The sequence below is a fragment of the Vibrio sp. C8 genome (assembly GCF_054051265.1).
On record NZ_JBPAOE010000011.1, the window covers coordinates 464,224 to 477,377 of the forward strand.

General features: G+C 41.1%; 16 protein-coding genes. 4 read left to right on the forward strand and 12 right to left on the reverse strand.

Annotation, left to right across the window (positions count from 1 at the left end):
* Positions 1-6: 6 nt before the first annotated feature.
* Positions 7-951, reverse strand: coding sequence for an HlyD family secretion protein (locus ACRQQK_RS08165; protein ID WP_457510841.1), 945 nt, complete (start codon positions 949-951; stop codon positions 7-9).
* Positions 952-1,270: 319 nt separating this feature from the next.
* Here ACRQQK_RS08165 and ACRQQK_RS08170 point away from each other — a divergent pair, with 319 nt between their 5' ends.
* Both ACRQQK_RS08170 and ACRQQK_RS08175 read left to right on the forward strand, forming a co-directional pair.
* Positions 1,271-4,156, forward strand: coding sequence for a polysaccharide lyase family 8 super-sandwich domain-containing protein (locus ACRQQK_RS08170; RefSeq protein WP_457510843.1), 2,886 nt, complete (start codon positions 1,271-1,273; stop codon positions 4,154-4,156).
* A 194-nt stretch (positions 4,157-4,350) separates the two neighbouring features.
* Positions 4,351-4,515, forward strand: coding sequence for a hypothetical protein (locus ACRQQK_RS08175; RefSeq protein ID WP_457510845.1), 165 nt, complete (start codon positions 4,351-4,353; stop codon positions 4,513-4,515).
* A gap of 33 nt (positions 4,516-4,548) precedes the next feature.
* Here the strand turns inward: ACRQQK_RS08175 and ACRQQK_RS08180 are convergent, their stop codons facing one another.
* From ACRQQK_RS08180 to ACRQQK_RS08200, 5 genes are all read right to left on the reverse strand, one after another.
* Entirely contained in the window at positions 4,549-5,226 is a 678-nt protein-coding gene (locus ACRQQK_RS08180) for a hypothetical protein (RefSeq protein WP_457510847.1), read from the reverse strand.
* A gap of 152 nt (positions 5,227-5,378) precedes the next feature.
* Complete coding sequence (locus tag ACRQQK_RS08185) at positions 5,379-7,007, reverse strand: methyl-accepting chemotaxis protein (RefSeq protein ID WP_457510849.1); 1,629 nt, start codon at positions 7,005-7,007, stop codon at positions 5,379-5,381.
* Positions 7,008-7,660: 653 nt separating this feature from the next.
* Positions 7,661-7,891 (reverse strand): cysteine-rich CWC family protein, encoded by a 231-nt coding sequence (locus ACRQQK_RS08190; RefSeq protein WP_081878664.1) that lies wholly within the window; start codon positions 7,889-7,891, stop codon positions 7,661-7,663.
* 58 nt (positions 7,892-7,949) lie between these two features.
* Positions 7,950-8,300 (reverse strand): hypothetical protein, encoded by a 351-nt coding sequence (locus ACRQQK_RS08195; protein WP_457510851.1) that lies wholly within the window; start codon positions 8,298-8,300, stop codon positions 7,950-7,952.
* Positions 8,288-8,620: a hypothetical protein gene (locus tag ACRQQK_RS08200; RefSeq protein ID WP_102963348.1), complete on the reverse strand. Its 333-nt coding sequence runs from the start codon at positions 8,618-8,620 to the stop codon at positions 8,288-8,290. Before ACRQQK_RS08200 ends, ACRQQK_RS08195 begins: the two co-directional genes overlap by 13 nt.
* 353 nt (positions 8,621-8,973) lie before the next feature.
* Between ACRQQK_RS08200 and ACRQQK_RS08205 the strand changes: the two genes are divergently transcribed.
* Positions 8,974-9,159 carry a hypothetical protein gene (locus ACRQQK_RS08205; protein ID WP_457510853.1) on the forward strand — a complete coding sequence of 62 codons (186 nt, stop codon included), beginning with the start codon at positions 8,974-8,976 and terminating at the stop codon, positions 9,157-9,159.
* Between the two features lie 203 nt (positions 9,160-9,362).
* On the opposite strand, the gene ACRQQK_RS08210 is transcribed toward ACRQQK_RS08205, so the two are convergent.
* From ACRQQK_RS08210 to ACRQQK_RS08220, 3 genes are read right to left on the reverse strand one after another with little or no spacing between them, the layout of a single operon-like run.
* Positions 9,363-9,998: a hypothetical protein gene (locus tag ACRQQK_RS08210; protein ID WP_457510854.1), complete on the reverse strand. Its 636-nt coding sequence runs from the start codon at positions 9,996-9,998 to the stop codon at positions 9,363-9,365.
* A 54-nt stretch (positions 9,999-10,052) separates the two neighbouring features.
* A complete protein-coding gene (locus ACRQQK_RS08215) occupies positions 10,053-10,685 on the reverse strand; it encodes a hypothetical protein (protein ID WP_457510856.1) in 633 nt (210 codons plus the stop codon).
* 40 nt (positions 10,686-10,725) lie between these two features.
* The gene (locus ACRQQK_RS08220; protein ID WP_457510857.1) at positions 10,726-10,947 is read right to left on the reverse strand and encodes a hypothetical protein; all 222 of its coding nucleotides are present in this window, start codon (positions 10,945-10,947) and stop codon (positions 10,726-10,728) included.
* A gap of 161 nt (positions 10,948-11,108) precedes the next feature.
* Between ACRQQK_RS08220 and ACRQQK_RS08225 the strand changes: the two genes are divergently transcribed.
* The gene (locus tag ACRQQK_RS08225) at positions 11,109-11,375 is read left to right on the forward strand and encodes a hypothetical protein (RefSeq protein WP_457510859.1); all 267 of its coding nucleotides are present in this window, start codon (positions 11,109-11,111) and stop codon (positions 11,373-11,375) included.
* A gap of 24 nt (positions 11,376-11,399) precedes the next feature.
* Here ACRQQK_RS08225 and ACRQQK_RS08230 read toward each other — a convergent pair whose 3' ends face one another.
* From ACRQQK_RS08230 to ACRQQK_RS08240, 3 genes are all read right to left on the reverse strand, one after another.
* Positions 11,400-12,632 (reverse strand): integrase, encoded by a 1,233-nt coding sequence (locus ACRQQK_RS08230; protein WP_457510861.1) that lies wholly within the window; start codon positions 12,630-12,632, stop codon positions 11,400-11,402.
* A gap of 3 nt (positions 12,633-12,635) precedes the next feature.
* Positions 12,636-12,836, reverse strand: a complete 201-nt coding sequence (locus tag ACRQQK_RS08235) for a hypothetical protein (protein ID WP_457510862.1) — start codon at positions 12,834-12,836, stop codon at positions 12,636-12,638.
* Between the two features lie 77 nt (positions 12,837-12,913).
* Complete coding sequence (locus ACRQQK_RS08240) at positions 12,914-13,150, reverse strand: hypothetical protein (RefSeq protein ID WP_457510864.1); 237 nt, start codon at positions 13,148-13,150, stop codon at positions 12,914-12,916.
* Between the last annotated feature and the right edge of the window lie 4 nt (positions 13,151-13,154).

Here is a 13,154-nt window from a genome sequence, read left to right on the forward strand (position 1 = left end):
TCGCTCCTAGGGTAAATCTACTTGAGCGGGAATGCCTGATGGCAAGTTTTGCGCATCATCGGATAAATCAATTTCTGCTAGATACATTAAACGCGCTCGTTCATTTTCTGTCAGCGCGTAGTAAGGTGTAAATGAAGGTTCATTCGCTATCCAGCGCACAGTGCCTTGGTAAGTTTGTTCTACACCATCCACATGCACTTGTAACTGTGTGCCTTGAGTCAGCTTAACTCGATAAGGTTCTGGTACGTATACGCGAGCATAGGGGGAATTATTGGCTTGTACGACAGCAACAATACTGCCGACAGAAACACGTTCTCCTAAGTTGTAAGGCAGATTATCAAGTACACCATCACGGGTCGATATAATGGTCAGCTCATCGAGCTTCTGTTGTTGCACTGCCGTGTTAGCAACCGCTGCATCAAGTTCAGCTTTTGCCTGCTCAATGTCTTCTAAGCGAGTACCTGCGGTGAGTTTTGCAAACTCTTCTTTCGCTGAGTCTAGTTCGGCTCTGGTTGAATCTCTGGCAGACAGAGCGGTGTCTTTTTCAGATTCACTGATGAGATTTTTCGACACCAATTCTGCTTTGCGGCGATAGTTTTTGTTTGCTTCGGTCAATTTTGCTGTTGCTAAGGTGACTTTAGCTTGCGCTACGGCGATATCTTCTGGGCGTTCACCATTAGTCAACTTGGTCAGATAAGCCTTTGCTTTTGCTTGTTGTGCAATCGCTTGTGCAAGCATTGCTTGTTGGCTGGTGGTATCCAATCTAACCAATACGTCGCCAGTTGTAACTTGACTGCCTTCCTTTACAGGAAGCTCCCTGATGATCTCGTTGCTGGTCGCCGAAAAAGTAACTCTGTCTCGTTCTAATGTCCCGAGAGCTTGAGGACTTTCGTCAGCGGTACAGGCAACGAGCAGCGGTAGAAGGAGCAACAAAGCGCCGAGTGATTTCATAACAGGCTCCGTGGAAATCCAAATAATTGGTCGATTAGAAAATAAGCTATATAAGTTTATGTTCATTAAGGGCTTTCTTGCACTCATTATTCACAAAGGGTGTGAGCTAAGAAACCTCATTTCTCACAATCAAGTCACTCCAACATGATTAACTTTGCAGCAATTCATTTCGATTGAATATGCTTCGCAGTTATTCAATGAACATTTAGATGATTTTTATCATCAGTCTCAGAAAATCAAAGAGTCAATAACGTACGGTTTAGCTTTCTTTTTATGCTGCATTCCAGTTTGTCAACTGGTTAATAAATAAGGATAAAACGTGAAAACTTTCAAATATTCACTTTTAGCCATTTCATTAATGGCGGTGATTGGTTGTAAAGAGAGTACTCCTACCTTAGAGGCTCAAAACAATTCTAATGGTGCTACCCACGTGACTCAAAACGATGTATCCGAGCACAAGGAAAGAAAAGCCAACGTTCAAGACTTTGAAGTTTTGAAGAAAAGGGTCATTCCTGATTTCGTGGCAAGCTCAGAAGCTTCAGCAAAGAAGCAGGGCAAGACTCTGGCTGAATTGAGTGATGAATATCTGGCTTCGATTTCCGAGCAGGGCTCATGGGCAGATATTAATTATCAACAAGTTGAAAAGCCGAGCTGGAAGCCGAGCTTGCATTTGGATCGATTAGTAATATTGGCTGCACAATACAATAAGAATCCGACACCGGAATTGGGTAAAGCGGTGAGTAATGCACTTACATATTGGTTAGATGCAGATCCGAAAAGCTGGAACTGGTGGTGGCACGATATCGGTATTCCAAAACGCATAGGTTACAGTGCGGTGATGGCTAAAGATGCTTTTGATAGCGCTCTATTAGAACGCATTGCTCGCTATTTGCCTGACACTCCAAATTACTCACCAAATAACCCTAACAGCCCGATTCCGAAAGCGGCGAACCGAACAGATATTGCTTTGGCGGTGTTAAACAGAGGTTTACTCACCGGAGATGCCGAAATGGTCGGCAAAGCTATTTCAGATATTGAAGACACTATTGCGGTGAGCACGGCAGAGGGGATTCAACACGACTACTCCTTCCATCAGCACGGACCACAGCTTTATACGTCTGGTTACGGCCCTGTGTGGTTTGATGCGGCAGCAAAATGGGCAAGTTTCGTAGATGGCTTACCATGGCAGTTTGCGGCAGACAAAACAGAGATTCTCGTGTCGTATATGATGGATGGGCAGCGTTGGTCGAAACGTCATGGTCAGTGGGACTACAATACGATGAGTCGAGGTATTAGTCGTGTAAAAGCAACGGAATATATGGGTGAAGCTACAAGAGGATTTCCTGAAAATACACCCATGGATTTAGTTGCTAAATGGGCTCCAGAACGCGCTCAAGATGCGCAACATTTTAAACACCATGAGTTCGGAGATGCAGGTTCAGGCTTGAATGGTTTTAAGCACTTCTGGCGCAGTGACTATTCAGTGAAATCTGCCGACGGGCATATGTTCAGTATCGGTATGAACTCGCAACGTGTTGAACCTGCCGAAGCGGGGAATGGCGAAAACTTGAAAGGATTCTGGCTAGGATTCGGCAGTACCTTCCTGTTGCAACGTGGTAACGAGTATCACAACATTTTCCCTGTTTGGGACTGGACACTTGTACCGGGTGTTACTGCACCTGAATACGTCGGACAAGCCGCAGATTGGGGACGCATCATGCAGCCGGATGTGTCATTTGTTGGTGGCGTGTCTAACGGCAAGTTTGGCGTTACCGTAATGGATATGGATATCAACATACGCCATGCAGAAACGGCGCATTCAACTCAACCAAATTTCTACAAGTATGGTGAAGGGAAAGGAAGAACAAAAGCCAAGAAAGCTTGGTTTAGCTTCTCGGATGAAGTGGTTGCACTTGGCGCAGGTATCTATTCAATCAACAATGAAAACGTCAATACATCCGTTAACCAAGTTCTGCTTAACGGGCAGGTCACGGTTGATGGCAAGACGATTGAACATGGGCAACGTGCGCTTACTGACACTAAATGGGTTCACCACGACAACGTAGGTTATGTGTTCCCTGAAAACTGGCATGGTAAGCTTTCCAATCAGACACAAACTGGTGATTGGAACTCGATTCGCACTGCAAATAAGCCGGAATCCGTAAGTAAAGAAGTGTTTGCTTTGTCGATCAGTCATGGTTCCAAGCCTGAAAATCAAAACTATCAATACATTATTGTTCCGGGAGCAAAAGCTGAACAAGTCGCGGTTTATGCTTCGGACATTCCGGTATCGGTTCTCGCAAACAATGAGAAACTTCAAGCGGTTGCACATAAAGGCCTTAATGTCACGGGGATTGTTTTCCACCAATCCGGAGAGGTGGAACTGGGTGAGGGAACAGTAGTTAAAGTTAACCTTCCAAGTGTGCTTATCCTTGATGAAAGCGGTGAAAAGCCGATATTGAGCGTGTCCACTCCAGGTCAAAGTTTTGCACCGCTTGAGCTGACGCTGGTATCTGCTAAGTATGGCAATGTAACACATTCAGTTTTGACACCGGGTGGTGAGGCGGAAACTGGAAAAACACTGGCGTTTGCTTGGGATGAGAAGATTGATAACACTCCTCGTCATTCAATGTTAGTACAGCAACAGAAAGTGTTAGCGAGTCAAAGTGAATTTGACCTTCTGGCTGAAGCGGATACGGAAGTTCAGGGCGGTCGTTATGCAGATGAAAACTTCGATATCGTTTCTCGCTGGGATTTGTATGTTGGTCAAATAACCGACAAAGAATCGCAACATGCTAACGCTACCAAGACTTCAAAATCACTGCTTAAGTTCAACCTAGAACGATTAACGAATACGCCAGTTAAGAAAGCGACGTTGAAACTTCATGTCCGTGACTTTAGCGGCGCGACAGAGCAAGTCATCAACTTATTTAAACTGGAAAATACCGACTGGCATGAAAGTTACGTTACATGGAATGATGTTGATGGCACGGCATTGCCAATCAATCAGGCATTAAGCATTAGTGACAAAGACAAGAAACAGTGGGTTGAGTTAGACGTGACAGAACTTGTTGAAATGGCTCGTAAGCAAGGTGTTTTAAGCTTGATGCTTGAGAATGCAAGCGAAGGTTTTGTTGCTTTTGGATCCGATGAAACCGAGCAAATTCCGATGTTGGCAATCGAACGAGTGGTAGATACGAAATAGCAGAGTGATGAACAACAAATAGAAGTTGTTGAAGTACAAACGGTGGTCAATGACCACCGTTTTTTATCTCTATTACTTTGTTGCCGTTCTTCCAATAACACAAAGCTTGTTTCGTCTGTTGTGGATCAAAGCAGAGTGGGTGGGTTGTCGCTAAGGTAAACACAGTTTTCGCTAAGTTGAAGGAGACAACTTACATGAACAAATGTGGACAGTGCCGACAATTTTCCCGCACGCCTGACAATCAAAAAGATTTGTGTGGTGCATGGGAGCAACCTACCTCTGCAACGAGAGCGGCTTGTGAGTACTTCATGCCGAAAAAGCCACTTCGCAATGTGGAACCGATAACGAAGCAGCCTTAGCGTTAGTTCAATATTCCTACTTGTTAAATGCCTCTATTGCTTGGCTTCCAGTTTGTCCAGAAGAGCTTTCTTTGGTTTAGCGACTACGCCGTATATGAAAGCAACAGGCAGGCCAACGGCCAAAAGCAGAATGATAGACACCACGATAATCAGCGTGATTATTAGTTTCCACATTACGTTATCCAACACATTCAATGAAATGCTTGGAATATGGTCTTTGGATACATCAAACAGCTTTTCTGTGTTGCTGACAAAATCAGGATACTGAGCCAGCATTTCGATAACGTCGTTGTTGATGGATTCTAGGCTAAGTGCAATTCCTGCTAAGGAGTCGTTAACCTGAGGCAGTTCGCGAGCCGTGTTAGGAATAGTTTCCAGCATGGTATTCACAGAGTTGGTCAACTGAGTAGCACTACCAATCATTTCTGATAGCTTTTGTTGGTTCTCTGGCGACAGTTCCACATCACTTTTCGCTAAGGTGTCCAGTGAGCCAGACAAGGCTTGCATGGCTTCCGCTAACTGTTTAGTGGCTTCACCGACGGTGGTCAACTCAACATTGACTGAGTTTACATTGACATCTAGAACCGGTGATTTAGCGGGTTTAGTTGCTTCTACTGACGGTGCTTCGGTAGCAAAAACGGAGGCGCCAACAAACATTGAGAATAGTAGCCCTAAAGTGGATAACCTGCGGGAGAGAATGTTCGCTTTCATCATATTGCCTTAGTAAATGGAAGATAACGTCATTATAACCATGAAACTAAGTACATATAGTTCCGCATTCTTTATTTTTTGTCAGTATTAATGGTGAGAAACTGAAAAGGAGCACAGATAAGTGCTCCTTTATTTATGTTCGGGTGTGAGGGTTAACCGATTTTAAACTGACCGACATCTTTAGACAGCTTATTAACTGAATTACCTACTAGTTTCGCCACTTCGTTAATCTCATTGGACAAACCTTGACTCACTCGGTTTTGCTCGTTTAAGTGTTCTAGGTTGGTGCTCAACTCTTCGGACACGCTGCTTTGTTGCTCTGTTGCCGTGGCTATTTGAGTTGCCATGTCACTAACGATTGTTGCGGAAGACTGAATGGATTCAAACATTTGCTGAATGTTTAACGACAACTCAACGTTCTTCTCAACACGGTTTGAACCATCTAAGATTGAACTCACGGCATCTTTCACACCACTTTGTAACTTGTCGATCATGTTCTGAATTTCTTCAGTGGATTTTTGCGTTTTGCTTGCCAGAGAGCGAACTTCGTCAGCAACGACAGCGAATCCTCTACCTTGTTCACCAGCTCGTGCTGCTTCAATTGCAGCATTAAGAGCGAGTAGGTTAGTTTGTTCTGCGATGTTACGAATCACTTCAAGTACGGTAGCGATATTGTTTGATTCACTCGCCAACTGCTCAATCACTTGGTTGGCTTTTTTGATGGAGTTCGCGAGTTGGTTAATCTCATCCACCGAGTTATCAATAATCGTCATACCCTGAGTGGTAAGCTCTGCGGTGTGATCCGTTTCGTTCGCTGTGCTTAGAGTCCGTTCTGCCACTTCGCGAATGGATACACTGAATTCATTCACTGCCGCAGCAATTTGCTCAATGCTCCTCGTTTGTTCATTACTTACGCGTTGAGCATTCTCGTGAGTATTTGTAAGTTGAACCGCATTGTTTTCTAGCGACGTGCTGCTTGATGATATTTCAGAAATGAGGGTTTGCAGTTTAGCCACAAAATCATCGAATGCCGAAGCCAGCTTACCCAGTTCGTCGGTGCGTTTAGAGTTGATGCGCTGTGTTAAGTCACCATCACCTTCGCTGATTTCTTTGATACGTCGAGTGAGATCATTGACACTGCTGACCAGCACTTTAGGAACGACATAGCTAAGTGCACCAGTAAGAATGATGATGAAGGCAACGAATATCAACATGTAGAGCTGCATCTTTGAAGTCTCTTCTGAGAATTCATTTACTTCGACATTGGCCTGTGAATCTAGCTCTTGACTGGCAATATCATAGAGATCTCGTAAACTCTGGAAATCATCAGAAACTGTTGAACCAAGTAACGCTTCGGCTTCTTTGGTATTACCGTTATCTACCAGCTTGAAAAACTCATTCGACGACTGCTCCCATTTTCTAAAACGGTTTTCAAAGTCATTCACTTTGCTCGTAATTGCAGGGTGGTCATCCATCAGATTTTTAAACTTCATCATGCGGTCATAAGCTTGCTTAGCATTGTCTTTGAAGTCTTTTAAATCGTCTTGCCCCGGACTGAGCAAATAATGGAGTTGAGCAACATAAGCTTGATATAAATCTCGGTCTGCATTGAGAACAAAAGAAACAGAAGGAAGGAACTGATGACCAAAATCATCTACACCTTTGTTTAGTTTTTTGGTTAGCGTGCCGTAGGTTAGAAATAAGATAATGAGCGATAAAACTGCAATCCCCATTGATATAGAAAGTTTCGCTCTAATGCTCTTTGTTACTATCCCGAACATAAATCACCTCATGTGACAAAAATGCAAGTACAACACTGACGATTTATTTTTTATTATTTGTTTAAATTTAAGTGATAAATAAAATAAGTGCAACGTTTTGCCCTATATGCATCAATACACAAGCGCATGTCGATAAAATGTTAATCCTGATGAAATAGAGATATCTACGTTTGAAATATGAATGTGTGTAGCATATTGTTCTTCAAGTGTTTTATTAGTGCTTGTGTTTGTAAAAAAGAAATTATTTTAGAGCAAATACTTGGTTGATTTAAGGTTGCTTAACTAATAACTTTATACAAATCAATTGGATGAAATGGTTTTGTTGTGTGTGTATTACTTTGTTTCTTTTGGTTGTAATCGTTTTTAGCTATTCTCATTGATATTTTTCTCTAAAATTAAACACTAAAAAATTGTGTTTTTATTAAAACATTCTACAAAGGGTGGTTTAGAATTATTACTCTATTTTACTCCTGTTTTTAACGAGGTTATTTCTTATTTTTAATCGTGCGGATATGAGGTTTTGTAATTGAATTTATATTTAATTAAAACAACGTGATCCATTCTATAGGTGCTAGAAATAATGTTGTTATACAACCTGAAAAACAGTTTTTTAATAGCGTTTGCGTTTTATCAAATTATAAACGAGTAGGGAATTAGCCTAGTTTTTGCTCTATATGATAGTTCAATACACAAGTTCTACAGACGCATGCTTTTCTTCTTAGCTCTGGTGGAATTCGCGAAAGCAATTCCTCGGGAAAGGAAATTGCGGGATCGTTACACCAACAGGATTTCTTGATATCTAGTGCGCCTAAGTTGATACAGGCGTTGGGCTTACCACACAACGGGCAAACAAGGGGATCGGGTTTTAATTCGGTTATTTTCACGACTTAGGTCTCTCAGTAATACTTACCTCTTACATGTATAGAGAGTTATACACTGAGCCTAAAGAAAATGCATTGCTAAAGCGATAATCAAAGCTGGTAATCCTGCAATAAACAGCACGAAACCTGCTTGATAATTTTGTCTGTAATGCTGTTTCTCTTCCTGTTCGAAATTGTGCTCTTTGACCATACGATACACGCTATCGGTTTTTTCATCGTCGATTCGAGTATTTTTACTGTGCATACCGCCAGTCCAAAGCAGCTTTGCAAAAATCCATATTACGACCACAACATAGAATAGAAAATCTTCGAACCGAGTAGCCTTAAACTGCTCAACATAATGGGATAGAACAAAGACTGTCAGCATCGCCAGAGCGTTAATCAGAAATACATGTTTAATCAGTTTAACCATGCCATAACACCACTGATGAAAATGAATATCACACCGACTATCCCTAAAGACAGAGAGAAACTAACTTGGTTTACGTAATCTTGTTGGTCATTCACTTTAGACACTAACTCTCTGTGCACTATCATGGATAGAAGATGTTGATTTGAAGGATGATTGCCATCAAAAGCAAGCAAGGCGATAGCCAAAGAGACGATACCGCTGTAGGTGATGTAATCGATAAGTGCTATTTCGGTTAAGTAGCTGAAGTTCATTTTTGCTAAGTAGGCAGCCGCACTGACGACGATAAAAAGTACTCCGATTTTGAGTAGTATTCTGAACATTCGCTTTTCTCTATTAGTTTTCTGTGCGTTGTAGTCATTGAACGAGATATAAGAACGGTTGAGCCAGTATACATAAATGAACACGGAGAGCTTTGGTCGCCAATAAAACCTGAACGTAGAATGTAAGCTTTGAGACGGCTATCGCGTGAAGAAGGTATATAGATCAACAAAACGCTCAGTAAGTATTTGTATGTACCTTTCCCTGTGTATTCAGCTTTGTAGCATTGTTAAGCAACACATCATCACATTTATTTTTTGAGTTTTGACTGAAATGAAAATCGTAGTTATATCAAAGAACTACTAAACAGATTACGTTAACGTAATCACTGATTTTTAATTACAAGGAAAGTGCTATGTCCCAAGAAAACGGTAAACAGGAAGTGACGGTTGCCGATATCAAAATGCCATTTATGTCGATGGTTGTATTTATGGTGAAGTTTGCCATTGCCTCAATTCCAGCCTTCATTATTTTGAGTTTAATTTTTTCAGTTCTAATGGCTGTATTCGGAGGGATGTTTCACGGTATGGGAAGGTATTAGCTTGCGCAGAAACGGTGAAACCCCGATGTTGGTAGAACTAAGCTAAATTTAAGTGAAGTAGCCATATAATCAATAGGTTATATGGCTATATTTGTCTTTACTGGTGGCTTGAAACTTAACAAAATCTACATCAGGCAGATCTTTATAAATCATATAGTTAGGATCTAACTAACTACTGTATAACTACACCCTAATTTTTTTGATTAAGATACAATTTGCTTTTTGAGTTTGTCTATAAGGTAACAGTCAATTTCTTCTAGTGTATTAAAGACCTTCCGAAGATCATGCCCAGCCCAGTTATCACCCATAAATTCGAGTTCAATTAGTTCATTGCAACGTACGATGCATTCTTTTAAGCTTGTTCTAGTATCTTCATCAAGCACTACTCCGTACTTATTTATGAAGGGGGAGATCGTAGATAAGATGGATTCGACACGCTCTCTGAAGTTTATTTGGTCGTTAATAACATCATCCGAGTCGTCGAAGTAGCTTGATGGCTTTGGTTGTATATTGAGATTTAAAGAAAAAAACTCAGATGTTGCTTCGAACTCTTTTTCAAATAGAAATTCGGATTTTTTTAACTTCACTTTTAGTCGTTCAGAATCGATTAACAATTGATTTCTCAACTGCTCCAAATATGTCTCGTGTTCGTGTTTTAGTAAACCGATCTCTTTTTCATGCTTTCTTTTTAGTTCATCCAAGTATTTTTGCTGTTCAGCTTTTTCTCGAATAGCAATACGTGAAGACCAAACAGTGCCTAACCAGCTTGCTAGTCCAGTGATGATGACAGCACCTCCACCCAGAATAGATAAAATGTTGTTTATAACAAAATCAGCCATTTAATATTCCAACCACATTCAAAATCGCCTTGTTACTACTAGTTAAGACGGTACTTACAGGAAACTAGTTAATATTTCTAAAACATTTACGTCTCTTAGAGTCAGATATATGCAATAGAACGAAAAAGCGAGTGGTATAAAGCAATCCAATAAATACAGTCGCACTCTATTTGCTATCTGATATCTAGCCAAAGCATTTCTAAATAATTCTATACGCTTCATATCGGACGCAGTAGCTTCGTGAAAATTCTTTATCGCATGCTCAACAAGATTTTTTACGCCGTCATTTAATCTAGCGTCATTCAATACAGTGTTAGGCAGGTAACCCGAGGAAAGTTCAAACTTCAATTTAAGCTCGGCTTTTTCAGGAGTGTAGACAGAAATTTCAGGGATGATGGTCCCTTTTGAATAGTCAGTTGGGTCATTTAATATTTTTCTTTCATCAATATGACTAGCTTTCCACTCAGTATATTCCGCATATAAGCAGTAGAAATAGTTGAATGTAAACCAAAGCAGACATGCAGGAATTCCCGTAACCAATAACTGTTCAGGAATGTCTACGTTGAACACTTTCATTGAACTAAGTGGAGTTACGCTAAAATGCACAAAACATATTGAACATGTAAATAGTAGGTTTCTTCGGAATTTAAATGCCGTATCAGAAAGACTGAAAAATTCTAGTTTCACGTTATTCCCTTAACTTTAGATATGCGACAGTTAACTTAACTTAACTGGAAAGGGTCCCATGAAAAATTTTAATGCTGGCAGTTGAATGGTTTTTCTTATAAGAATCCAAATTTTTGAGCTTCAACGCCACAGAATGAGCTCCATTTGAACCTTGATATGTTCCTGAATTAACTTCAGAAAACTTATGGCTCTCAAGTACGGTTTTGGCTTCTTCATCAAAGGTACTGTGTTTCTTTGATGTTATTACAATAAAACTCGGCATTATATATTCCTTCATTTCAATTTATTTGAAATAACACTAGCAAAATCATCGCCTTATTGATAGCGCCAAATTCAAGTTTTAATAATTTACAGGTCGTTCCTACCTGACATTTCAATATGTGCTAAGTTGATTATTGGTTTCGAAATAGTAGGAGTGTTTATATGGGATTTTGGTCATCTGCATGGGAAGCCATAGTAGAAGCTTGGAATGAAAATTCTAATAATGGTGAGTCTGTACACGATAAAATTTTAGATGATTTGAATAAATCTGATTCGAGTGATTCTGGCTCGGATAGTTCGGACTCGAGTGATTTAGGTCCGAGTGATTCTGGGTCTAGTGATTCTGGGTCTAGTGATTCTGGGTCTAGTGATTCAGGAACTAATGATTCAAGTAGTTGGGATTCAGGTTCTGATAGCTCTTATTATTAAACGTGGGCTAATAACAACTTGTCTTCACAACTTCACCGTAATCGCCGATACCTCATTCCAAACCACCTGGTTGCTACCTGTGTAGATCTTGGTGGTTTTTTCATTTGCGTGGGCCATACGAACGGTGGCGCTTTCGCCCAGGGCTTCAATCAGTTTGGCTGATAGCCTGCGTATTTCGTGGTAGGTGGGGCGCTCGGCTATATCCAAATCAGCATACAATCCCAATTTGTCGCGAACCTTGCTGAACTCTTTACTGATGTTGTGGTGGTGTACCTGATATGGGTGAGTACAATCTTTAGCTACGCCACGTTGACTTTGCGTTGGTTTACGGTGGACAACGTAAGGGCAGTGGAGTCGGTCGGTTTTAGACAGCTCAACGATCTCTTTGATAGCGTCTGTAACTGGAATAGCGACATATGACGAATCCGATTTTTTCACCTTCTCACGATGAATATACAAAGTTCCATAAACAGGAACGCCGTCTACTTCCTTCATTTCGTCATGCCATACAATCCCGCACAAACCTTCCTTCGGCTCCTTAATCTTGTACTTAATTCGATAAATTTCGCGCACTGCATGAGTCGTTTGTAAAGACAAAGACATTGCAACTTTTAAGAAGAGTGGGGCAGCTGCGTAGATCTGCTCGTAATCAGAAACCGTTAAGTCTCTGCGAGTTTTCTTGAAGTCGTCTTTGGTGACTTTCTTCATTTTCTTCTGCAGCATAAAGTTAAACTCAATGGCACTTTCATCAGCTAGGTAGGAGAACACTTTCTTCAAGTTCGACACCTTCCCATTGAAAGAACGCTTCGCTAACTCGCCATACTCATCATTTAAAAACTGGTTCAAATGCGCCAGAGTAAGCGACTTGGTGTAAGCATCACCCAGAACATCTTCAAGTTTCGAACACTCGTTGACGAACTTCTTGAACACGCCATCAGAAAGGTTTTCTTCAGACTTAACACGTTTGATCACTAATGGAAGCCACTCTTTAAGAGGCTTGTTGAAACGGTCGTTACGTTGTAATGCAGAACTGTATTTGGATGTACCTTCCAAGCTGAAATCAGATGAAGTCGAACGATGCTTGTTGTTGTACGCGAGAGCAGCTTGAATTGCCTGATACTCCGCTGTGCCCACAGGGAACATTTTCATCACACCATCAATAGTTTTAAAGCGAAAACGGCTTTTCCCTTTGTGGTTTACCTTTTGTAAGAACTCAGGGTAATGAGCAGTTCCTTTGCTTCTCCGTCGCGCGGCCATTTATCAAGACTCCAAAAAGCTTAGTAATTCATTCGTTTTATCAGAAAGGCTGATATCGTCTGTAACGATAACCATATACACACCTGTTGGGGTAGTGGTTCCTTGAATTTTGCCCGTCTTAATCCAATTCACAACAGTTGCGGGTTTGATATCTGAACCGGGCCAGAACTCATCAAGATATTGTTTGGGTTTGATGATTCTCATTAATCACCTCGACTTTTGATATTTAAACTACCAAGTGCAACCACCAATATCATTTCAAAAAGGTGGTTGCACTTGTTCTAGCCGTTGAACTTCATATTCTTCCGAGCTTTGTTAGGGTCAAGATTAGTGAAATAGAACGCAGATCCAATAGCCGGTTCATCCTTCATAATTGCTTGTAACTCCTGCTGGAACTGAACATCGCTCATGCGCTTCATTACCGATAAGCTTTTTGTAGGCTCATGGTTCGAACGGGGAGCAGTAGGGCGTAATTCCATGACCCCTTGAACTGCCTTAGCTATCTCTTCTTCTGTCATTCGT